Source organism: Rhodobacterales bacterium HKCCA1288, from assembly GCA_015693905.1.
Classification (GTDB): domain Bacteria; phylum Pseudomonadota; class Alphaproteobacteria; order Rhodobacterales; family Rhodobacteraceae; genus M30B80.
Genome location: CP065161.1, coordinates 37,438 through 57,591, shown reverse-complemented (window position 1 = coordinate 57,591; position 20,154 = coordinate 37,438). Strand labels below are relative to the sequence as shown.

The 20,154-nt window shown below is 56.9% G+C and carries 22 protein-coding genes; 8 read left to right on the top strand and 14 right to left on the bottom strand.

Features of this window, described 5'->3' with window-relative positions:
• Nucleotides 1-21: 21 nt before the first annotated feature.
• Nucleotides 22-567 (top strand): DUF2244 domain-containing protein, encoded by a 546-nt coding sequence (locus I3V23_00280; GenBank protein QPI85498.1) that lies wholly within the window; start codon nucleotides 22-24, stop codon nucleotides 565-567.
• A gap of 14 nt (nucleotides 568-581) precedes the next feature.
• Here I3V23_00280 and I3V23_00275 read toward each other — a convergent pair whose 3' ends face one another.
• Nucleotides 582-1,040, bottom strand: coding sequence for a GatB/YqeY domain-containing protein (locus I3V23_00275; protein QPI85497.1), 459 nt, complete (start codon nucleotides 1,038-1,040; stop codon nucleotides 582-584).
• A 196-nt stretch (nucleotides 1,041-1,236) separates the two neighbouring features.
• On the opposite strand from I3V23_00275, the gene carA reads away from it, so the two are divergent.
• Both carA and I3V23_00265 read left to right on the top strand, forming a co-directional pair.
• Nucleotides 1,237-2,376 (top strand): glutamine-hydrolyzing carbamoyl-phosphate synthase small subunit, encoded by a 1,140-nt coding sequence (gene carA / locus I3V23_00270; GenBank protein ID QPI85496.1) that lies wholly within the window; start codon nucleotides 1,237-1,239, stop codon nucleotides 2,374-2,376.
• Nucleotides 2,377-2,587: 211 nt separating this feature from the next.
• Nucleotides 2,588-4,612, top strand: coding sequence for a glycosyltransferase (locus I3V23_00265; protein QPI85495.1), 2,025 nt, complete (start codon nucleotides 2,588-2,590; stop codon nucleotides 4,610-4,612).
• On the opposite strand, the gene I3V23_00260 is transcribed toward I3V23_00265, so the two are convergent.
• Nucleotides 4,605-5,246 (bottom strand): GntR family transcriptional regulator, encoded by a 642-nt coding sequence (locus I3V23_00260; protein QPI85494.1) that lies wholly within the window; start codon nucleotides 5,244-5,246, stop codon nucleotides 4,605-4,607. The genes I3V23_00265 and I3V23_00260 overlap by 8 nt on opposite strands.
• A 92-nt stretch (nucleotides 5,247-5,338) precedes the next feature.
• Between I3V23_00260 and I3V23_00255 the strand changes: the two genes are divergently transcribed.
• Nucleotides 5,339-6,004 carry a pyrimidine 5'-nucleotidase gene (locus I3V23_00255; GenBank protein QPI85493.1) on the top strand — a complete coding sequence of 222 codons (666 nt, stop codon included), beginning with the start codon at nucleotides 5,339-5,341 and terminating at the stop codon, nucleotides 6,002-6,004.
• Here I3V23_00255 and I3V23_00250 read toward each other — a convergent pair.
• The 8 genes from I3V23_00250 to I3V23_00215 all read right to left on the bottom strand — a co-directional run bounded on the left by I3V23_00250 (nucleotide 6,001) and on the right by I3V23_00215 (nucleotide 13,637).
• The gene (locus tag I3V23_00250) at nucleotides 6,001-6,780 is read right to left on the bottom strand and encodes a gamma-glutamyl-gamma-aminobutyrate hydrolase family protein (protein QPI85492.1); all 780 of its coding nucleotides are present in this window, start codon (nucleotides 6,778-6,780) and stop codon (nucleotides 6,001-6,003) included. The two genes, I3V23_00255 and I3V23_00250, sit on opposite strands and share 4 nt — an antisense overlap.
• A gap of 119 nt (nucleotides 6,781-6,899) precedes the next feature.
• Nucleotides 6,900-7,304 (bottom strand): RidA family protein, encoded by a 405-nt coding sequence (locus I3V23_00245; GenBank protein ID QPI85491.1) that lies wholly within the window; start codon nucleotides 7,302-7,304, stop codon nucleotides 6,900-6,902.
• Complete coding sequence (locus I3V23_00240; protein QPI85490.1) at nucleotides 7,301-7,720, bottom strand: heme-binding protein; 420 nt, start codon at nucleotides 7,718-7,720, stop codon at nucleotides 7,301-7,303. Before I3V23_00240 ends, I3V23_00245 begins: the two co-directional genes overlap by 4 nt.
• 63 nt (nucleotides 7,721-7,783) lie before the next feature.
• A complete protein-coding gene (locus tag I3V23_00235; protein ID QPI85489.1) occupies nucleotides 7,784-10,018 on the bottom strand; it encodes a hypothetical protein in 2,235 nt (744 codons plus the stop codon).
• A 262-nt stretch (nucleotides 10,019-10,280) separates the two neighbouring features.
• Nucleotides 10,281-12,425, bottom strand: a complete 2,145-nt coding sequence (locus I3V23_00230) for a malate synthase G (protein QPI85488.1) — start codon at nucleotides 12,423-12,425, stop codon at nucleotides 10,281-10,283.
• 127 nt (nucleotides 12,426-12,552) lie between these two features.
• Complete coding sequence (locus I3V23_00225) at nucleotides 12,553-12,708, bottom strand: DUF2256 domain-containing protein (protein QPI85487.1); 156 nt, start codon at nucleotides 12,706-12,708, stop codon at nucleotides 12,553-12,555.
• Between the two features lie 18 nt (nucleotides 12,709-12,726).
• On the bottom strand, nucleotides 12,727-13,185 hold the full coding sequence (locus I3V23_00220) for an Lrp/AsnC family transcriptional regulator (GenBank protein ID QPI85486.1): 459 nt from the start codon (nucleotides 13,183-13,185) through the stop codon (nucleotides 12,727-12,729).
• The gene (locus I3V23_00215) at nucleotides 13,182-13,637 is read right to left on the bottom strand and encodes an Lrp/AsnC family transcriptional regulator (protein QPI85485.1); all 456 of its coding nucleotides are present in this window, start codon (nucleotides 13,635-13,637) and stop codon (nucleotides 13,182-13,184) included. Before I3V23_00215 ends, I3V23_00220 begins: the two co-directional genes overlap by 4 nt.
• Nucleotides 13,638-13,775: 138 nt before the next feature.
• Here I3V23_00215 and ilvC point away from each other — a divergent pair, with 138 nt between their 5' ends.
• Nucleotides 13,776-14,798, top strand: a complete 1,023-nt coding sequence (gene ilvC / locus I3V23_00210; protein QPI85484.1) for a ketol-acid reductoisomerase — start codon at nucleotides 13,776-13,778, stop codon at nucleotides 14,796-14,798.
• A 133-nt stretch (nucleotides 14,799-14,931) separates the two neighbouring features.
• Nucleotides 14,932-15,846 (top strand): EamA family transporter, encoded by a 915-nt coding sequence (locus I3V23_00205; protein ID QPI86605.1) that lies wholly within the window; start codon nucleotides 14,932-14,934, stop codon nucleotides 15,844-15,846.
• A 5-nt stretch (nucleotides 15,847-15,851) separates the two neighbouring features.
• On the opposite strand, the gene I3V23_00200 is transcribed toward I3V23_00205, so the two are convergent.
• The 3 genes from I3V23_00200 to I3V23_00190 all read right to left on the bottom strand — a co-directional run bounded on the left by I3V23_00200 (nucleotide 15,852) and on the right by I3V23_00190 (nucleotide 17,591).
• Nucleotides 15,852-16,310 (bottom strand): hypothetical protein, encoded by a 459-nt coding sequence (locus I3V23_00200; GenBank protein ID QPI85483.1) that lies wholly within the window; start codon nucleotides 16,308-16,310, stop codon nucleotides 15,852-15,854.
• An 18-nt stretch (nucleotides 16,311-16,328) separates the two neighbouring features.
• The gene (gene hisN / locus I3V23_00195) at nucleotides 16,329-17,153 is read right to left on the bottom strand and encodes a histidinol-phosphatase (protein QPI85482.1); all 825 of its coding nucleotides are present in this window, start codon (nucleotides 17,151-17,153) and stop codon (nucleotides 16,329-16,331) included.
• Nucleotides 17,154-17,225: 72 nt separating this feature from the next.
• Nucleotides 17,226-17,591, bottom strand: a complete 366-nt coding sequence (locus I3V23_00190; GenBank protein QPI85481.1) for a helix-turn-helix transcriptional regulator — start codon at nucleotides 17,589-17,591, stop codon at nucleotides 17,226-17,228.
• A 313-nt stretch (nucleotides 17,592-17,904) separates the two neighbouring features.
• On the opposite strand from I3V23_00190, the gene I3V23_00185 reads away from it, so the two are divergent.
• Together I3V23_00185 and I3V23_00180 are read left to right on the top strand one after the other, a co-directional pair.
• Entirely contained in the window at nucleotides 17,905-18,876 is a 972-nt protein-coding gene (locus tag I3V23_00185; protein QPI86604.1) for an NADPH:quinone oxidoreductase family protein, read from the top strand.
• 194 nt (nucleotides 18,877-19,070) lie between these two features.
• Nucleotides 19,071-19,811 (top strand): Bax inhibitor-1/YccA family protein, encoded by a 741-nt coding sequence (locus I3V23_00180; protein QPI85480.1) that lies wholly within the window; start codon nucleotides 19,071-19,073, stop codon nucleotides 19,809-19,811.
• Nucleotides 19,812-19,943: 132 nt separating this feature from the next.
• On the opposite strand, the gene rpmG is transcribed toward I3V23_00180, so the two are convergent.
• Nucleotides 19,944-20,111: a 50S ribosomal protein L33 gene (gene rpmG / locus I3V23_00175; GenBank protein QPI85479.1), complete on the bottom strand. Its 168-nt coding sequence runs from the start codon at nucleotides 20,109-20,111 to the stop codon at nucleotides 19,944-19,946.
• Nucleotides 20,112-20,154: the final 43 nt, after the last annotated feature.

The window sequence follows — 20,154 nt, the reverse complement described above, 5'->3', positions numbered from 1 at the left end:
TTTGAACAGTTGAGAGAAAATATGCCGTTTCATATCGAGACGCCGCAAATAGAGAAGGCCCCGGAGAAATTCGGGGCCTTTGCTCATCCTGATCGCGGCGCACCTCACATGCTGATGCGGATTACGCCGCATAAATCGCTGACACCTGAAGGGTTCGTTTGGTTTGTCGGTGCGACCGCCGCGCTAATTGCCCTGCCGCTTTTCGGCATTCTAGGCACGGCGGTGTTCTGGGCGCTGCTGCCCTTTCTATTGGCGGCGATTTGGGCCATTTGGGCGGCGCTGAAACGCTCATGGCGCGATAAGGAAATCGCAGAAACCCTGACATTGTGGCCTGATCATATAAGGGTTGAGCGCAAGGAGCCCCGCAAAGAAACGAAAATCTGGGAAGCAAACCCCTATTGGGTGCGGCTGACCTTGCACAAAACGGGTGGGCCTGTGCCCAATTACCTGACCTTGCGCGGCGATAAGGCAACACGCGAAATCGAGCTTGGCGCGTTTCTGACGCCCAGCGAAAGGGTCAAGCTGAAATTCGCATTAGAAGAGGCCTTAGCACAGGCAAAGGCCTAAGGGTCAGGGGCGGTTTAGGCCAACCGCTCCTTGATCAGCGCCCCTGCGGCACCGAAATCCATCTGCCCCGCATAGGCCGCTTTCAGCGCCCCCATCACACGGCCCATATCGCGAATGCTGCTCGCCCCTGTCTGCTCAATCGCGGCATCAATCGCTGCGGCGATTTCCGCCTCGGACAGTTGGCGCGGCAAGAACCCTTCGATCACTTTGATCTCTGCACGCTCTTTTTCGGCCAATTCAAGGCGCCCGCCCTCTTCATAGACATTGGCGCTGTCGATCCGTTGTTTCACCATTTTGGCAAGGATGGCGAGAATCTCACCTTCATCGACACCCTCGGTCTTGCCTGCGCCGCGCGCGGCAATGTCCTGATCCTTGATCGCCGCATTGATCAAACGCAGGGTTGATAAACGCGCAGCATCCTTTTCGCGCATCGCGTCTTTTAGGCCGTTGGTGATACGCTCTCGCAAACTCATGGTCTTATCCCCAGATTGCAACGGGCCATCTGACCCGCACCAGACCGCCCGTTTAAGGCATTTTTTGTCGCGCAACAACCTTTGAAATAGGGGGCAGATTGGTGGTTGCAACTTGGTGTCGCAAGGTGCTTGACCCTGCACGCTTGGACACTTAGGTTGCCGCGAATTTCAACATCGCCGTAATCGGAGCAGCGCCATGACTGAACGCCCCACTGCATGTCTTGTTTTGGCTGATGGAACCGTGTTCTACGGCAAGGGTTTTGGCGCCACAGGCCAAACGGTTGCCGAGCTGTGCTTCAACACCGCGATGACGGGCTATCAAGAGATTATGACCGACCCCTCCTATGCTGGGCAGGTCGTCACCTTCACCTTCCCGCATATTGGCAACACAGGCATCACCGCTGAGGATGACGAGACCGCCGATCCAGTCGCGGCAGGGATGATTGTGAAATGGGATCCGACCGAGCCCTCCAATTGGCGGATGGAGCAGAACCTGACCACATGGCTGTCCGCACGGGGCCGCATCGGAATGGGCGGTGTTGACACCCGCCGCCTCACCCGCGCGATCCGCCAACAAGGCGCGCCGCATGTCTGCCTATCGCATGATCCTGAGGGCAATTTCGACATTGAGGCGATGCTGAAGGAGGCGCGCGCATGGCAGGGTCTGGAGGGGCTCGACCTCGCCCGTGAGGTGACTTGCGCGCAATCCTATCGTTGGGACGAGATGCGTTGGTCATGGCCTGAGGGCTATAGCAAGCGCACGGGCACTGGCCCCAAAGTGGTGGCGATTGATTACGGTGCCAAGCGTAATATCCTGCGCTGTCTCGCAAGCGCGGGATGTGATGTCACTGTGATGCCCGCCAGCACCACCGCCGAAGAAATCCTTGCACAAAACCCAGATGGTGTATTTCTGTCGAACGGGCCAGGCGACCCTGCCGCAACGGGGGAATATGCCGTGCCGATGATCCGTACGATTTTGGAAAAAGACCTACCCGTTTTCGGAATTTGCCTTGGCCACCAAATGTTGGCTTTGGCGCTTGGGGCGAAAACCGTGAAAATGAACCACGGGCACCATGGTGCAAACCACCCTGTCAAAGATTTGGAAACGGGCAAAGTCGAAATCACCTCGATGAACCACGGGTTCACTGTCGACAGCCAAACCCTGCCTGATGATGTTTTGGAAACCCATGTCAGCTTGTTTGACGGGTCAAATTGCGGCATCCGCGTCAAGGATCGCCCGATCTTTTCCGTTCAGCACCACCCCGAAGCCAGCCCCGGCCCACAAGACAGCTATTACCTTTTCGAGCGCTTCGCCGCCGCCATGGCAACACGCTAAAGTTGAAGGGGGCAAAAGCCCCTTAAACCCAAGGCTGTATACCGCGGAAATCGTTGAATTTTCGTAAAAAAATTATTCGCGATTAGGATTTTGTTAACCATCGCAGCGCTTCCCTAACGGGGCTTGAAACGCGAAGATTTCAAGTCGGCCATCAGGGGGGCAGGCCCCCGTTTTGCCGTGTTCAGACCCTTTTGACAGGCGCATTTCGATCGTGGGAGAGAATATTCGTTTTATCAAATCACCGCTTGCGTCCAGATTTGAGGCGGCCCTTACCCCTGCGCAAAAGGATCAAACGCTGAAACACTGGCAAGAGCGCTTTCTGCGGCTCTCTCGTCAGAAACCCGACACAGGCCCCAAAGCCCCGATGCCACGTGCCAGCAATAAGCGCAAATTGGCTGACCTGTTACTGACCCGTGGCTTGATCCCGTTTGAAACCCTTGCCCATGCTTTGGCGCTTGAGAAAATCAGCGAGCTGTCTTTATCGGAAATTCTTGTGCTGCGAGGTGTGATGGATGAGGCCAGCCTTCATGCGCTTGAGGCTGAGATGATGCGCGCCGATGTGGTTGACCTCGCGCAGATGCCGCGCCCTGTTGCCTCGGCGCTAGAGCACCTATCGGGGCGCGTAGCGTTGCGCATTGGCGCCCTGCCCCTTGCATGGCAGGGTGGCGCGCTTTTGGTCGCAATTTCGCGCCTGTCACAGGCCGCACGTGTTCGCGATGCCCTCGCAGGGCGGGTGAAACCTATCTTCGTTCTGGCCCCCGAAGCGCAAATTGAGGCGGCTTTGACCCGCTCTTATGGCCCCTGTCTAGCCCATCAAGCCGCAGGCATGGCCCCCGCAGATGTCTCTTGTCGCAATTTGAAATCACGCGAGATGATTGCCCTTGCTGTGCTGCTGATCACCGCCACGCTGCTATTGGCGCGGCTTGATTGGCAGATTGCTATGATCGCAGGGTTCAGCCTTGCAGTGGGGGTATTCGTGTTGAACACAGGGCTGCGGGTGGCTGTGCTGATTGCCTCGATGATGGAGGGACGCGCCAAGCGCCTTGATGGGGCGGATACGGCCCTGTCAGGGCTTGCGAAGACGCCTGTGCCCCTGCTGCACCGCCCAAACGTTACCCTGCTTGTGCCGCTCTTTGAGGAGGGTGACATCGCCAATTCCCTGCTCAAACGTCTTGCCGCGTTGGACTATCCCCGCGAATGTCTCGAAATACTGCTGATCGTGGAGGAGGTCGACACTGTCACCCGCACCGCTTTGGCGCGCACGCCCCTTGCGCGACATATGCGCGTGGTTGTGGTGCCTGATGGATCGCCACGCACTAAACCACGGGCGCTAAACTTTGCGTTGAACTTTGCCCGTGGCAGCATCATTGGCATCTATGATGCCGAGGATCACCCCGAACCCGACCAAATCTGGCGCGTTGTGCGCCGCTTTGCGACCGCACCCGATGATCTGGCCTGTCTGCAAGGGCGGCTTGATTACTATAACCCCACCCATAATTGGGTCGCGCGCTGTTTCACGGTTGAATATGCAACATGGTTTCGGGTGATGCTGCGCGGCGTGCAGGCGTTGCGGCTGTTTGTGCCGCTCGGTGGAACAACTGTGTTTTTGCGCCGTGACGCGCTTGAACGGGTTGGCGGGTGGGATGCGCATAATGTCACCGAAGATGCTGATCTGGGTCTACGACTGTCACGGTTTGGGTTGCGCACAGAATTGCTCGACACCACCACCTATGAAGAAGCCAATTGCGCCATCCTGCCATGGCTGCGCCAAAGGGCGCGATGGCAAAAAGGCTATCTGATGACCTATGCCACCGCGATGCGTGCACCCGTGCGCTTGCTGCGGGAATTGGGGCCATGGCGATTTTTGGGCCTGCAGGTGCAGCTTCTTTGCACCATCTTGGGTTTCCTTCTTGCCCCCCTATTGTGGAGCTTTCTAGTCATGCCCTTTGGGCTTGAACACCCGATGGAGGCGGTTTTGAACCGCAATCTAGAACTGATTGCGGGGCTGGGATTTTTGTTGGTCATGCTGCTGAATTGGGCCACGATGATCATCGCCTGCGAAGCCCCGCATTTGCGCAAACATCGGTGGTTTATTCCGATGATGGAGCTTTACTTCCCTTTGGCCACACTCGCAGCATGGATGGCGGTTGCGAATTTACTGTTGCGCCCGTTTCATTGGGCGAAAACAAAGCATGGGGTTTTTGGTGGCACGGTGGTGACACGCAAACCTAGCTGACCGCGCCCGCCTCCTCCTTGAGGCGCACCTCAAAGGCAATGGAAAGATGCCGCCGCAATGCATCAGCTGCTGCATCCCCATCACGCGCGGCAATGGCGTTGACGATATCATCGTGCTCGTCCAAGGCTTTTTCGCCCCGCCCCTTTGCGGCCAAGGATGTGGTGGCCATCAACGCCATTGAGCGATGCACAAGATCCAATTGCTGCACCAAATAGCGATTATGGCTGGCAAGATGGATTTGCTTATGAAAGCGGCGGTTTGCACGGCTCAGCGCCTGCGGATCATTCAACAATTTGCGATCCGCCTGTGCCATTTCTCGCAAGACGCGCACTTCCTCGGTTGCGGCATGTTGCGCGGCCAAACGGGCGGCCAGCGCCTCTAACTCGGTGCGCACGGCATAAAGTTCGGCCATCTGCGCATGATCCAATGAGGCCACAATCAGACTGCGCCCATCGCGGGTGAGCAGGCTTTGGGTTTCCAACCGCTGCAACGCCTCGCGCACGGGGGTGCGGCTGACACCGAACCGCTCGGCCAATTCCGATTCCACCAAACGCGATCCAGGGCGATAGATGCCGCCATCTATCGCATCCAAAATCATATCATAGGCGTCTTTTTGCTGTGGCTTGCTGTGCATCGCGTAGGGTCTTTCCAATTCTTAACGCTGCCAAAGCTAAGCAGCCCCGCCCCCCTTGGCAAGCAAAAGCACCTGAGGCTAGTGTAGCGGCCATGAAACACGCAGATTTCCAACATGTCGACACATGGGTGTTCGATCTCGATCACACGCTTTATCCCGCCTCAATGGCGCTGTTTGATCAGATCAATATCCGCATGTCCGCGTTTGTCATGCGCGCCTTGAATGTCGATGCGCAGGAGGCGGATCATATCCGCCACACCTATTGGCGCGCCCATGGCACAACCCTGGCGGGGCTGATGGCACAGCATAATATCCCGCCCTACCCTTATTTGGACGAGGTGCATGAGATAGATTTCAGCATCCTCAAACCAGATCCGATTTTGGCAGACCGTATCACGCGCCTGAGGGGGCGGCGTATCGTCTACACCAATGGCACCGCCGATTATGCCCGTAATGTTTTGCACCATCGGGGTTTGTCGGGCCTGTTTGACGCGATTTACGGGGTCGAGGACGCCAATTATCGCCCCAAACCAGACCCCGATGCCTTTGCAATGATATTTGGCAAAGACGGGCTTAGCCCAACGCGTGCCGCGATGTTCGAGGATGACCCCCGCAATCTGGCCGTGCCGCATGAATTGGGCCTGCGGACGATCTTGATTGACGAAGAGGGTAGCCATGAGGGCCCAAGTGCCCACATCCATCACCAGACCCATGATCTATCATGGTTTTTAGGCCATATATTGGGTGATCTTGGTTAGGCCACATCCGCGACTGGCATGGGCTTGCCATCAGCCTGCCATGCATGGGCCGCGCGGCCAAAGGCCTCGTATAACGGGCGCGAGACAGGGTCTTCTGCGGCGCGATATTCAGGATGCCATTGCACCGAAAGGGTAAACCCCCGCGCGCCTTTGATATAAATGGCCTCAGGCGTGTCATCAGGGGCCCATCCATCAACCACCACATCACGGCCCAAGGTCTTTAACCCCTGACCATGCAGGCTGTTGGTGGTCACCTCGGCGCTGTTATAGAGCCGCTGAAACGGCCCGCCTTGCGTGAAGCGCACGACATGACGCGGTGCGAATTTTTCCTCCAAGGTGCCATCGGGCGGCATGCGGTGGTTCATCCGTCCGGGTAAATCGCGGATTTCGGGGTAAAGACTGCCCCCCATGGCCACGTTCACCTCTTGAAACCCACGGCAAACACCAAGGATCGGCAAGCCCCGCTCGACCGCCGCGCGGATCAGGGGCAATGTCACAGCATCACGGTTGCGATCAAAGGCGCCATGCGCCTCTGTTTCTTCCTCACCATATTCCTCGGGATGGACATTCGGGCGACCGCCCGTGAACAGAAACCCATCACAAATCTCAAGCAGGTCTTCGTAATTGACGAAATTTGGATTGGCAGGAATGGCCAAAGGCGTGCATTTGGCGACATCCGAGACAGCACAACAGTCCATAGCCCCCACTGTATGCGCGGGGTATTGATCATTGATCAGATGAAAATTTCCAATAATTCCAATGACCGGGCGGGCCATAATATCCTCTCCTTCAGGCTTTTGGGGACGCCGTTAGGAAAAATCTGTTCCCCAAATCTATAGGCCTTCGCCCAACTCGCCGCAAGAATTTAGCGGGGCTGCTTTCGATAAATTTATCCTCATTTTGAGCCAAGATAGGCTGTTACCTCAATCTCGATCTTCATGCGCGGGTCTTGCAGGCCTGCCACAAACATTGTGGCCGCAGGGCGCACTGCGCCAAGCCATTTTTGCGTGACAGGCCAGCACGTGGGCCAAAGGGCGGCATCGGTCACGATGTAATGAACCCGCACAACATCGGAGATTGACGCACCGCCTGCCCGCAGGGCGGTGTCAATATTGGCAAAGCATTGCTCGGCTTGGGCCGCAATATCGGCATCAATTTGCATGGTGCTGTAATCAAATCCCGTGGTTCCCGACACGAAAATCCAATCACCTTGCACAACTGCCCGACTATATCCGATCTCGGCCTCAAAGGGCGAGCCTGAGGAAATCAGGCGCCGCCCTGATAGGGCATCCGCGCTCATGGTTCTGCGTCAAGCCCCGCTGCGGCAATACCCGCCACAGCCGCATCGCTGTCATTATCGGATGTGTCACCCGTAACCCCAACTGCGCCGATCACAACGCCATCCCGCTTAACCAGAACACCACCAGGCACAGGCACAACACGGCCCCCAAAGGCCCCGTTGACCGCGTTGACAAAATAGGCCTGCGCCTCGGCCCGCGCCATTTGCGCCTTGCCGCCCATGCCCAACATCACCGCGCCATAGGCCTTGGCGCGCGCAATCTCAAAGCGACCTGGGCTTGCGCCATCCTCGCGCTCAAAGGCTTGAATATTGCCGCCTGCATCGAGAACAACGACCGAAAGGGGCTTTAGCCCCATCTCACGGCCTTTGGCGCGGGTTGCAGAAATAATTGTGCGTGCCTGATCGAGTGTGATCATCTTGGTTTTGTCCCTCTTGTCTTGATCTTGGGGCCATAGCCCCTGCTCCCTCAGATAGCACGTTCAAACAAAGAGGAAATGGTCTTCTGTCAGCTCTGCCTCAGCCTGACCTGACAAAACGACCGAGCCTAGACCGTAGTTCAAAATCAAATCCGTTTCTTCGCGCGAGAGGCTCAACGCCTCCATCACCGATAGCCCCTCTAGCTGAAAGGCAAGACGATCCTCTGCAGCGTTAAAATCCACAATGGTTTCCCGCCATGCGGCCCCTTCTGCATCAAAGAAGAACACATCACGCCCCTCCCCGCCGATAAAGCGGTCGAACCCTGCGCCACCAGACAAGAGATCATCCCCCGCCCCACCCTCAAGGTGATCACTGCCTGAGCCGCCAAATAACAGATCATTGCCTGCATCGCCAAACAGCCTGTCATGCTGCGCACCGCCATGCAGGAGGTCATCGCCTTGCCCACCGAACAGCGCATCGCTGCCGACACCGCCAAAAAGCGCATCCGCCCCCCGCGCGCCCCACAGCGTGTCATGACCACCACGACCAAAGAGCCGCTCATCCCCCCCGCCCCGCCCCATGATCCCATCATCATGGGCGCTGCCACCGCGGTGGCGCAGATCGCCAACGGCAGCCTCGGCCAGTGCCTCATCCCGATACATCAAATGGGCCAAAATTTGATCATGCCCTAAGACCTGCGCGATTGGTGCAGGCGTGGCTTTATCGAATGCGGCGAAGGCCGTGAAAAGATCGAAATGGTTTTCTGTCTCGACTGCATCGGGCGCATCACCTTGTGGCAACACGATCTCGGCGGCGATGATCTCCGCAGGGTCATGGGAAAAGAGATCAAAAATAGTATCGGGCGCAATCGCCGCATCTGCGACAGGCACGTCATAGTCCAACACCAGCACCTCGTAAGGGGCAAGGTGGAGAACCACGCCGCTGCCCGCAATCAAACTTGCAGGGTCAAGGCTTTGCAGGGTTGTGGGCGCATTCGGATCGCGCGGGTCAGCCCCATCCACCACCCCAAGAATTTGCGCAGATCGCGGGGCTGCGCCCCCCACGAATTGGGTCAAATCCAATTCTATCGCCAGATCATCCCCCACGCGCGAATTGATCACAAAGACCTGACCTTTGGCCCCACCAAATCCGTGAATATCGAATGCGCCATCGGGGCGGGCAATCTCCATCGCATGGGTGCCAATCACCAAATCTTGCAAAAGCTGCATCATAACGCCGCCCGCCTTAAGCGCGCTGTCGCTGCCTTCAGCAGCCGCGAGCGACATCTGGTTTTGATGCTGAAGCCCCCAGATCGAGGCAAATTCAACATCATTGGCTGCAATCTCGTGAAAATAGGCGGCTAAGGCCCCTGCGTGCTTAAGGCCTGTGTCAATCGCATCGCGTTCAGCCTCCGTGGCGCTGTTCCAATCGCGCACCCCAAGCTGGTTGGATTTTATGTTCCATTCAGACAACAGCACGGGCAGATCGCGCCCGACCAAGTCGGACATTTGATCCAAATGCGACCACAAGGCATCGACATGATCAATGCCCTCATAGGCCCCGCTGATATAGCGATGCGCAGAAAGGCCCGTGATCACCTCAAGCGCGCCCTGCGGAAGCGCCTCGATCAAGGTCACCATCGCCTCTTGTGCCGTGGCTATGCCATCGCCATCCGCATCGGATATCTGCCACGGCACAGTCGACTGAAGCGAGATTAGGGGCCGCGCGTAATCTGCGGCCAAATCGGTGCTTGCCTCAAAGCTGCGGATTTCCTCATCCGCAATCAAGGCGATTTGACCCGCGATTTGCGCATAAGAAGGGATGTCAAACCAGTCTAGATACATGAATTCATTGCCAAGCTCAAAAGCCTTGACCTCGACACCGCTGCTCAAAACTGTGCCGATGTAATGGCGCAGCCCCGCAATATCGCTGTCTGACAGCTGACTGCCTTGCCCCGCCGCATCAAGATAGCGCAGGGTTGGGATCACAAAGAGCCCGCCGCGATCAGCCTCGTAGAGGTAATCCAAAAAATCGCTGAGGGGTTCTAGGCTGCGGGAAACAGTCACGCCATCGGCGCGGGTCACCTCGGCGCTGTTTGCATCGGGGTTTGCAGGGTCAAACAAGAGCTCCGTCACCGTGCCACCGGGATAGCGCAGATAATCAGCCCCGATCATTTCGACACGCGCTGCAAAACTGCCATCGGTGCGGTCGAAACTGGTGACAAAATTCGCGCCAAATAAATCCGATGTAATCGCATCGCCTTGCAGTGTTCCACCGCTGATCACAAACCGATCCATGACTTGCACCCTTCAAACACAGTGTTTGACAGTGACAACGACATTTGCGGGCTTTGTGCAGATGGGCGGAGGGTTAGGTCGGCCGCGCAAAGGTATCACGACCCCTCAAAGGACGCGCGGCGGTCTATCGAAAGTAAAGACACCCGTCTTGTGGTAGGTAAGCCCCCCCTTTTTCGCGCGGGTTCCACGATAAAATAACCCCCGCGCCAGCGATCAGACAGGCACGGGGGGGGCAGAGATAAACCGATATAATCGGGTGGCTTTACGCCGCTTTCCATTCAAGGCGGCGGGCGTGCAACACTGGCTCAGTATAGCCAGAGGGTTGCACGCGACCCTTAAAGACCAGATCACAGGCCGCCGCAAAGGCGATGCCGTTAAACCCGGGCGCCATTGGGCTATAGGCAGGGTCGCCTGCATTTTGGCCATCAACCACCTCGGCCATACGGCGCATGGCGGCCATGACCTGATCCTCGCTGACGACACCATGATGCAGCCAATTCGCGATATGCTGCGCGCTGATGCGGCAGGTCGCGCGGTCTTCCATCAGGCCCACATTGTTGATGTCTGGCACTTTCGAGCAGCCAACACCCTGATCCACCCAACGCACAACATAGCCCAAAATCCCTTGGGCGTTATTGTCCAATTCACGGGTGATCTGATCTTGCGACCAACGGCGATAGCTGGCCATTGGAATATCCAACAGACCCGTCACATAGGCACGGCGACCACCTGCGGCCAGTTTTTCCTGCACCGCAGCCACATTCACGCGGTGATAATGGGTGGCGTGCAGGGTCGCGGCAGTCGGGCTTGGAACCCAAGCGCAATTTGCGCCCGCGCGCGGATGTTCGATCTTTTGCTCTAGCATCGCGGCCATGGCATCGGGCATGGCCCACATCCCCTTGCCGATCTGCGCGCGACCGCGCAACCCGCATTCCAAACCAATATCCACATTCTGGTTTTCATAGGCGGTGATCCATGATTTGCGCTTGATGAAATCCTTGCGGCTGAATGGCCCTGCCTCCATGGAGGTGTGAATTTCATCACCCGTGCGATCAAGGAAGCCTGTGTTGATAAAGCACAAGCGATGCTTGGCTGCGCGGATACATTCCTTGAGGTTAACCGAGGTGCGGCGCTCTTCATCCATGACACCCAGTTTGACCGTATTGGGTTTCAGACCCAAAACGCCCTCAACATGGGTGAAAATCTCGTCCGCAAAGGCAACTTCCTCAGGCCCGTGCATCTTGGGCTTCACCACATAAACCGACCCTGCATGGCTGTTGCGCAGACCATCGGCTTTCTTCAGGTCATGCATGGCGATCAATGCGGTGATCATCGCATCCATCATGCCCTCGTAAGCCTCGCTGCCATCTTTGAGCAAAATCGCAGGGTTGGTCATCAAATGACCCACATTGCGCACCAGCATCAAAGCGCGGCCTTTCACGTCAAACGTGCTGCCATCGGGCGCGGTAAAGGTTTTATCGGCGGCCAAGCGGCGGGTCATGGTTTGCCCGCCCTTCTCAAAGCTTTCTTCCAGATCGCCCTGCATCAAACCAAGCCAATTGGAATAGGCCAAAACCTTGTCCTCGGCATCGACACAGGCCACGGAATCTTCGCAATCCATGATAGCCGAAACCGCAGACTCCAAACGGATATCCGCAAGCAAGGCTTGGTCACGGCTGCCAATCGGATGGGCGCGGTCAAAGACCAATTCAACATGCAGGCCATTGTTGCACAAAAGGATGGTATCAGGCGCCTTTGCATTGCCCGTATAGCCCTTGAACTGCGCAGGATCTGCGAGGGGCTTGTCATCCATCATCAACTGCCCCTTATCCACGCTATAGCGGCGGATATCGGCATGGCTTGCCCCCTCAATGGGGAAGCTGTCATCAAGGAAGACCCGCGCGCGCGCCACAACGCGCGATCCACGACCGCGATCATAGCCGCCTTTGGGGGGCAGGCTGCCCATAGCATCCGTGCCATAAAGCGCATCATAGAAACTGCCCCAACGCGCATTGGCCGCGTTCAGGGCAAATCGCGCATTGGTGATGGGCACCACCAATTGCGGGCCTGCCACTGTGGCGATCTCAGGGTCAACGCGATCTGTGTCGATCTGGAAATCTTCCCCCTCAGGCAAGAGATACCCGATCTCACGCAAAAAGGCCTGATAGGCATCGCCATCATGGGGCTGACCACGGCGTGCAATATGCCATTCATCAATCTGACGCTGCAAATCTTCGCGCTTTTGCAAAAGGGCGCGGTTTTTGTCAGCTTTGCCATGCAAAAGATCAGAGAACCCCGTCCAAAATGCATTAGCGGCCACGCCAGTGCCAACCAAGGCCCGAGTCTCGATGAAATCCGCCAAAACCTGCGCCACTTGCAGGCCTGCACGCTCTACACGTTTGGTCATTTGCGGGGTCTCCTCTCTTCATGCTGCACAAAAGCAGCCCGCGTCCCTTCCCTCGCGTTAGCCAAAAATCACACGAGAGGCAAGCGATCTGGTAAAATAAACAGACCAATTATCGAGGGAAGGCAATTTACGCTTTGACCGACTTGCGCGCCGCGCGACATTTGTCCGAGCAATAGCGCACCCCCTCCCAATCCTTGGCCCATTTGCGCCGCCACACGAAGGGGCGACCACAGGTGGCACAGGTTTTTTGAGGCAGGTCTGATTTGCGTTTCATTTTGGGCATAGCTGAAAAATAGCGCGCTTACCCCAAGGGGCCAGGGCGGCGTTCCTCTGACAACAGCACATTCGCCTCGACATTCCCAACCCCAGGCAGGGTCATGATACGGCGGCGCAACACCCGTTCAAAATCTGGCAGATCGCGGGCAATAATGCGCAGCCTGTAATCATAAAGGCCCAGAACATGCTGCACCAATTGCACCTCAGGGATGGCGGTCACCGCGCGCTCGAAATCCTCAAGGCTGACGCGGCCCTTGGTGGCCAATTTCACCCCCAAAAACACTGTCACGCCAAAGCCCAGCTTTTCAGCATCAAGATCAAGACGGCGGGTGGTGATCACACCTGCATCAGACAGGCGCTTAATGCGCCGCCATGCTGCGGGTTGGCTTAGGCCAAAGCGCCGCCCGATCTCGGCGGCCTTTTGCGTGGCGTCCTCCTGCAAAGCGCGCAGAATTTGGCGGTCAATCGGATCAAGATCAATCATAAGGGCAAGCTTTCGCTGTCTTTGATTGCCGCGACATGCATCAGGGCCTCGATATCCGCGATATGGGGCAGGCTTAGAATGCGGTCGCGGTAAATTTCTTGGTAATGCGGCATGGTGCGCGCAATCACCTCAAGGCGCACATCAACACGGCCCAAGAATGTTTGAATTTCGGTCACCTCTGGCACGGCGCGCGCGGCGACGATAAATTCATCAAAGGCGCGTGGATCTGTTTTATCCAATGAGATCCGCAACGACACCTGAACCGCATAGCCAAGTGCCCGCCAATCAATAACAGCGCGCGTCCCGCGCAACGCGCCCATCGCCTGCATGCGATCAAGCCGTTTATAGCAGGTCGCCACAGGCACACCCGCCGCTTTGGCCACCCGCGCCACAGGTTGGTCAGGGTCAGACTGTAGATGGCGCAAAATGCGGCGATCCAGATCATCGAGCATGAAATAATCCAAAAATTAATATTTGCGAATGATCTTATCATATAATACTCAAAATAATCAAATATTCATCCGCACTTCGCAGCAAACCGCGCTTATACCAACGGCAGATGAAATTTGCAGCCAGCAAGGAGAAAGCCGATGCGCGTCTATTACGATCGCGATTGCGATGTGAACCTAATCAAAGACAAAAAAGTTGCCATCTTGGGCTATGGCAGCCAAGGCCATGCGCACGCGCTGAACCTGCGCGACAGCGGGGCAAAGAATGTTGTTGTGGCCCTGCGCGAGGGCTCCCCTTCTGCGAAGAAGGCCGAGGGCGAAGGCCTCAAGGTTATGGGGATCGCAGAAGCCGCCGCTTGGTGCGACTTGATCATGTTCACCATGCCCGATGAATTGCAGGCCGAAACCTACAAGAAATACGTCCATGACAATTTGCGCGAAGGCGCGGCGATTGCATTCGCCCACGGCCTGAACGTGCATTTCGGCCTCATCGAGCCTAAGCCTGGCGTTGATGTAATCATGATGGCCCCCAAAGGCCCAGGCCACACAGTGCGCGGCGAATACACCAAAGGCGGCGGCGTGCCTTGCCTTGTGGCCGTTCACAATGATGCAAGCGGCAAAGCTTTGGAAATCGGTTTGTCCTATTGCTCCGCCATTGGCGGTGGCCGTTCGGGCATCATCGAAACCAATTTCAAAGAAGAGTGCGAAACCGACCTCTTCGGTGAACAGGCCGTGTTGTGCGGTGGCTTGGTTGAACTGATCCGCATGGGCTTTGAGACTTTGGTCGAAGCGGGCTACGCCCCTGAGATGGCCTATTTCGAGTGCTTGCACGAGGTGAAGCTGATCGTTGACCTGATCTACGAAGGCGGCATCGCGAATATGAACTACTCGATCTCGAACACGGCCGAATATGGCGAATACGTCTCTGGCCCCCGCATCCTGCCTTACGATGAAACCAAGGCGCGCATGAAAGAGGTTCTGACCGATATTCAGACAGGTAAATTCGTTCGTGACTTCATGACCGAAAACACCGTGGGTCAGCCCTTCTTCAAAGGGACACGCCGCATCAATGACGCACACCAGATCGAAGAAGTGGGCGAAAAACTGCGCGGCATGATGCCTTGGATTTCCGCAGGGAAGATGGTGGACAAAGCGAAGAACTAAGTCGCTTAGCAGCTCAACCGATCAAAGGCCCGTCCGCAAAGACGGGCCTTTTTTCTGTCGCCCCATTGCACATGCCCTCTGAAGGCGGCAGAACCCGCCTTGGCAGGAGCAGAATATCATGACCGAAACCCGTATATCCGACAGCCCCAGTGCCTCTAATTGGGCCTCGATCGCCGCGCTTGGCGTGATCTGGGGCGGCACATTTATGGTCGTCTCTATCGCGCTTGAGGGCTATGGCCCGCTTACTGTTGCGGCAGCCCGCACCACATTGGGGGCATTGGCCTTGCTTGGATTGATGGCGGCCCTTGGCCGCTCCCTGCCCACCCGCGCCGCATGGCCCTATATTCTGATCATTGGTGCGCTCAATTCCGCGCTGCCCTTCTCACTTCTGTCGTGGGGCCAGCAATATGTGCCTTCGGCCTTTGCAGGTATTTCCATGGCCGCGCTGCCCCTGTTCGTGCTGCCTTTGGCGCATGTCTTTAGCGATGAAAAAATGGATCGCCGCCGTGTGATTGGCGTGACTGTGGGCTTTTTCGGCGCGCTAACTTTGGTGGGCCCAAACCTCGGTGCGGCGTTTCAGATGGGCACCTCACAAGGATGGGAGGTGTTGGCCCCCCTCGCCTGTTTGGCCGCGACCATTTCCTACGCCGTGTCCTCGGTGATGACCCGCACCTGCCCTGCGGTCGACCCCATCAGCCTTGCGGGAACGACCCTTGCTGTTGGGGCGGTCTTGATCCTGCCTGCGATGCTGATCGTTGAAGGTCTGCCGCAATGGCAAGGCCTTCGCTCAGGGGGGGCCATCATCGTGCTTGGCCTCTTTCCCACCGCGCTTGCCGCGCTTTTGCGGGTTTCGGTGATCCGCAGCGCGGGCGCAGTGTTTATGACCTTGGTCAATTATCAAGTGCCGCTGTGGTCGGTGTTCTTTGGCTGGCTGATCCTGTCAGAAGACCTGCCTTTGCGCTTTTTTGTGGCGCTTGGATTAATCTTGTGCGGGGTCGCAATCAGCCAATGGAAAACAGTGATCCGCATCCTTGGCCCACGCGCCTGACCCCTTTAACAGGGGCGCGCAAGGATCAAGATTTGCTCTGCCCCATTGCGCAAGAAGCCAAACTCGCTTGGGCTTGCAGATAGGATCGCTGCGCGGGTGGCGGGATCTGCCAACATTTGATCTACGCCCGTGCGCAAATCGGCCGCATCGCGCGCCACCGCCTCGGCGCTAAAACAGGCAGAGTAGCCCGCTTGCGCAATGCGATCCGACAAGGGGGCCAGCCCACCTGAGGCGAGATCAACCGCACGCGCGGCGGCGACACCTTGCAATTTCGGTGAATGGCGCAGCGGAATGGTCAGCCCCGCATCCGCGCGCGCGATGGCCAGATAGGTGCCCACACGCCCAATTTCCGAGGATTGGCGCAGGGAGAGACGGCCATCTTGATCAGGCCCGTTTTGCGGCGCGTTTGGCGCGCAGGCCGCAAGGGCCGCAACCACAAGACCGAGCGAAAGAAATTTACGCATGACGCACCCCATAAAGGATCAAGAATGCTTAGACAAAAGCACCAATGCCGCCTGATGTAAATCGCGATTGGCTGCAGCCAAGACCTGCCCGCCCTGATGGGCATGGCCGCCTTGCCAATTGGTGACAATGCCCCCCGCCGCCTCAATCACGGCAATCGGGGCGGCGATGTCATAGGATTGCAGACCCGCCTCAATCACCAAATCTGCCTGCCCCAAGGCCACCAAACCATAGGCGTAGCAATCCATCCCGTAGCGCGTCAAAAGCACCTGATCGCGCACCGCTTCGAAGGCGAGCCGCTCGGACATCGTGCCGATTTCTGGAAAAGTCGAAAAGAGCCGCGCCTCAGCCAAAGTTTTGCGCGCGCTTGTCCGCAAGATCATTTCGCCTTGCGGGCCAGTCAGGGAATTTTGCCCCAAACCGCCGATAAAACGCTCACCGATATAGGGTTGGTCAATGACGCCGAAAATTGGGCCTGTCTCATTCAACAGGGCAATTAACACCCCCCAACTGGGTGTGCCCGTCATAAATCCACGCGTGCCGTCAATTGGGTCTAGCACCCATGTCAGGCCCGATTGCCCCGATTTTACGCCAAATTCCTCGCCCAAAATCGCATCTTGCGGGCGGCGTGCCTCGATTAAGGCGCGCATCGCTGCCTCGGCCTCGCGGTCGGCTTCGGTTACGGGATCAAATCCCGCGCTTGCCTTGTTTTCGGTTGAAAGCCCCGCTTGACGAAAACGGGCCAAGGTCGCTTTGCGCGCAGCATCCGCCAGGTCATGGGCCAAGGCAATCAGCTCGGCCGCCTCGACATCGGTCACATTGGGCAAATTGCGGGTCGCGGTCATGATGGCATCTCACTGGTGGCAGCAGGGCCTTCTGCCCCGCCCCCGCGCAGTGCCACGCAAAACCGCCCTAGGTCAAGCAGCTGCGTCCGACAGAACCCGCGCCAAATCAAACAAACGGCGGCGCTGATTTTCTGGGATCGCGTAGTAAGAGCGGATCAAATCCAACGCTTCCTTATCCGCCAAAAGATCATCGGGCTGATTTGCGGCGGTGGTGTTGGCTTCGTCCAATCCCTCAAAGAAATACTGCACAGGCACGCCAAGCGTTGCCGCAATATCCCAAAGGCGCGAGGCGCTGATGCGGTTCATGCCAGTTTCGTATTTTTGGATCTGTTGGAATTTGATCCCAACATGGGCCGCGAGCTGTTGCTGGGTCATACCCACCATCCAACGGCGATGACGAACGCGCTTGCCGACATGAATGTCTACGGGATGTGTCACTTGGTTACTCCTGCGACTGCGATTGGTGTTTGGCAACAAACGACCACAAAAGCCAAGCGAGTTCGCAAGACATCACTCAACCCATGCGGCACCGAGTGCAAGATAGGGCGCAACGAATATCGGTCAAGAAAGGGGAGAGGCAGACCTGATAATTCACGCGCCAAAGCCGGTCACACAACCTGCGTTCGGAGCCCTATGATACCGCATAAGGCGAATTTTTCCTAACGAAAAAGCGCGCGGCGCTTTGACGGCTTGGCGCGATGTCTTAACTGTGCAAGATCAGGGGCTTGGATGATTGGGAAAGGATTTTGCCGTGCAAGCATGGGAGTTGAGCGCCTTTAACACCGCGCCAGAAATCCGTGAACTTCCAATGCCACGCCCAAACAAAGGCGAGATCAGGGTGCGCATTGCCGCCTGTGGTCTGAACTTTGCCGATCTGCTTATGATTGAGGGAAAATACCAAGACACCCCGACCCCGCCCTTCGTCATGGGGTTAGAATTGGCGGGCGTGGTGGATGCGCTTGGGGATGGGGTGACAACCCACGCGGTAGGGGATCCTGTGGCCGTTTATGCGGGCCAAGGCGGTTTGGCAGAATATGGATGCTTTCCCGCACAGCGCGCCCTGCGCCTGCCAGATCACATGCCCTTGACCGAGGCCGCAGGATTTTTGATTGCCTATGGCACCTCACATCTGGCACTGACGCGGCGTGCGCGTCTGGCTGCGGGGGAAACCCTTGCCGTGTTAGGTGCGGCAGGTGGGGTCGGCCTGACCGCGGTGGAAATCGGCGCAAGCCTTGGGGCCAAGGTCATTGCGGTGGCGCGCGGGCAAGCCAAGCTTGAAATTGCCAAACGCGCTGGTGCGGATCATGTGATTGACGCAGACACCCCCGATCTGCGCGACCAATTGCGCGCCCTTGGCGGTGTTGATGTGCTTTATGATGCGGTTGGCGGCGCGGGATTTGAGGCCGGTTTTCGCGCTATGCGGCCCGAAGGGCGGATTTTAAGCATCGGCTTTGCCAGCGGCACCGTTCCGCAAATCCCCGCCAATCATCTGCTTGTCAAAAATCTTGATGTGATGGGCCTGTATTGGGGCGGGTATCTGCGCTTTAATCCAGAGGCCTTGCAACACTCCCTTGAACAGGTTTTTGGCCTTTATACACAAGGCGGCCTCAAGCCTCATATTGGTGCAACTTACCCGTTTGACGCCCTGCCTGCAGCCCTTGACGCGCTTAGATCGCGCAAATCCACGGGCAAAGTGGTGATCGAAATTTCAAAGACGCTTTGATACCTATCGCAGGCTTACGTGATAGGAAAAAACTATCAAACCTTTGAGTGTGTTTTGCATAGCTTTCACTTGAAAAAATAGCCCTTCTTGCCAATATTAAGGCCAAGGACGGGCGGCAGAGTGCCGCCTGCGACCCCAAGGGGCGGCTTTGCCACCCTTTTTGACCGTGACAGCCATCTCTGTAGGAGGGATCAATGGCACCATATCAAACGATGCGCTCGGCAGCGGCCTCGGCCAATGCAGCGCAGATTGATCAGGGCTTGCGCGCCCATATGAACAAGGTCTACGGCACCATGTCCGTAGGCATGGTCATGACCGCAGGCGCTGCTTGGGCAATCGGCAGCAACCCTGCGCTGAACGCCCTATTCCGCGACCCGATCACGATGCAGCCCAATATCCTTGGCTGGATTGCCATGTTCGCGCCGCTGATCATGGTCTTTGCCTTTGGCGCGGCGGTGAACCGCTTGTCTGCTGCAGCAGCGCAGTTGTTCTTCTATGCCTTCGCTGCCGTGATGGGTATCTCCATCTCGTGGATCTTTGCTGTGTTCACAGGCGTGTCCATCACACAGACCTTCCTGACCACCGCCATCGCCTTTGCGGGGCTTAGCCTTTATGGCTACACCACCAAAAAGGATCTCAGCGGCTGGGGTACATTCTTGATGATGGGCGTGATCGGCCTGATTGTGGCCTCGATCATCAATATTTTCTTGGGCTCACCCGCGATCCATTTCGCAATCACCATTTTGGGCGTGCTGATCTTCGCAGGTCTGACTGCCTATGACACCCAGTCCATCAAACAAGAATATATCGACCATGCCGTGCATGGCGATCAGGAATGGCTGAACAAATCCGCGATTATGGGGGCGTTGCGCCTCTATCTCGACTTTATCAATATGTTCATGTTCCTGCTGCAATTCTTGGGTAACCGCGAATAAGCCTTCAGGGCACATATCCAAAAATGAAGGGCCGCATGAACAGTGCGGCCCTTTTCCATTGCTGTATCACGCCAATAAAAAAGCCGCGCAATCAGGCGCGGCTTTTTTATGTATACCCAAGAGAGGCAGATCTTATTTGATCTTACCTTCTTTATATTCGACATGCTTGCGCACGACTGGGTCGTATTTGCGCGCTGTCATTTTCTCGGTCATTGTGCGTGCGTTTTTCTTGGTCACATAGAAGTGGCCTGTACCCGCCGTGGAGTTCAGGCGGATTTTAATCGTGGTCGGCTTCGCCATGGCGTTGCTCCTTGAACGGCGTTGATCGGCGCGAGAATCCGCG

Excerpts from the sequence above, each read along its gene's own strand:
- I3V23_00280 (QPI85498.1), top strand. The coding sequence starts at position 22 with ATGCCGTTTCATATCGAGACGCCGCAAATAGAGAAGGCCCCGGAGAAA.
- I3V23_00275 (QPI85497.1), bottom strand. The coding sequence starts at position 1,040 with ATGAGTTTGCGAGAGCGTATCACCAACGGCCTAAAAGACGCGATGCGC.
- carA (QPI85496.1), top strand. The coding sequence starts at position 1,237 with ATGACTGAACGCCCCACTGCATGTCTTGTTTTGGCTGATGGAACCGTG.
- I3V23_00260 (QPI85494.1), bottom strand. The coding sequence starts at position 5,246 with ATGCACAGCAAGCCACAGCAAAAAGACGCCTATGATATGATTTTGGAT.
- I3V23_00255 (QPI85493.1), top strand. The coding sequence starts at position 5,339 with ATGAAACACGCAGATTTCCAACATGTCGACACATGGGTGTTCGATCTC.
- I3V23_00250 (QPI85492.1), bottom strand. The coding sequence starts at position 6,780 with ATGGCCCGCCCGGTCATTGGAATTATTGGAAATTTTCATCTGATCAAT.
- I3V23_00245 (QPI85491.1), bottom strand. The coding sequence starts at position 7,304 with ATGAGCGCGGATGCCCTATCAGGGCGGCGCCTGATTTCCTCAGGCTCG.
- I3V23_00240 (QPI85490.1), bottom strand. The coding sequence starts at position 7,720 with ATGATCACACTCGATCAGGCACGCACAATTATTTCTGCAACCCGCGCC.
- I3V23_00235 (QPI85489.1), bottom strand. The coding sequence starts at position 10,018 with ATGGATCGGTTTGTGATCAGCGGTGGAACACTGCAAGGCGATGCGATT.
- I3V23_00230 (QPI85488.1), bottom strand. The coding sequence starts at position 12,425 with ATGACCAAACGTGTAGAGCGTGCAGGCCTGCAAGTGGCGCAGGTTTTG.
- I3V23_00225 (QPI85487.1), bottom strand. The coding sequence starts at position 12,708 with ATGCCCAAAATGAAACGCAAATCAGACCTGCCTCAAAAAACCTGTGCC.
- I3V23_00220 (QPI85486.1), bottom strand. The coding sequence starts at position 13,185 with ATGATTGATCTTGATCCGATTGACCGCCAAATTCTGCGCGCTTTGCAG.
- I3V23_00215 (QPI85485.1), bottom strand. The coding sequence starts at position 13,637 with ATGCTCGATGATCTGGATCGCCGCATTTTGCGCCATCTACAGTCTGAC.
- ilvC (QPI85484.1), top strand. The coding sequence starts at position 13,776 with ATGCGCGTCTATTACGATCGCGATTGCGATGTGAACCTAATCAAAGAC.
- I3V23_00200 (QPI85483.1), bottom strand. The coding sequence starts at position 16,310 with ATGCGTAAATTTCTTTCGCTCGGTCTTGTGGTTGCGGCCCTTGCGGCC.
- hisN (QPI85482.1), bottom strand. The coding sequence starts at position 17,153 with ATGACCGCGACCCGCAATTTGCCCAATGTGACCGATGTCGAGGCGGCC.
- I3V23_00180 (QPI85480.1), top strand. The coding sequence starts at position 19,071 with ATGGCACCATATCAAACGATGCGCTCGGCAGCGGCCTCGGCCAATGCA.
- rpmG (QPI85479.1), bottom strand. The coding sequence starts at position 20,111 with ATGGCGAAGCCGACCACGATTAAAATCCGCCTGAACTCCACGGCGGGT.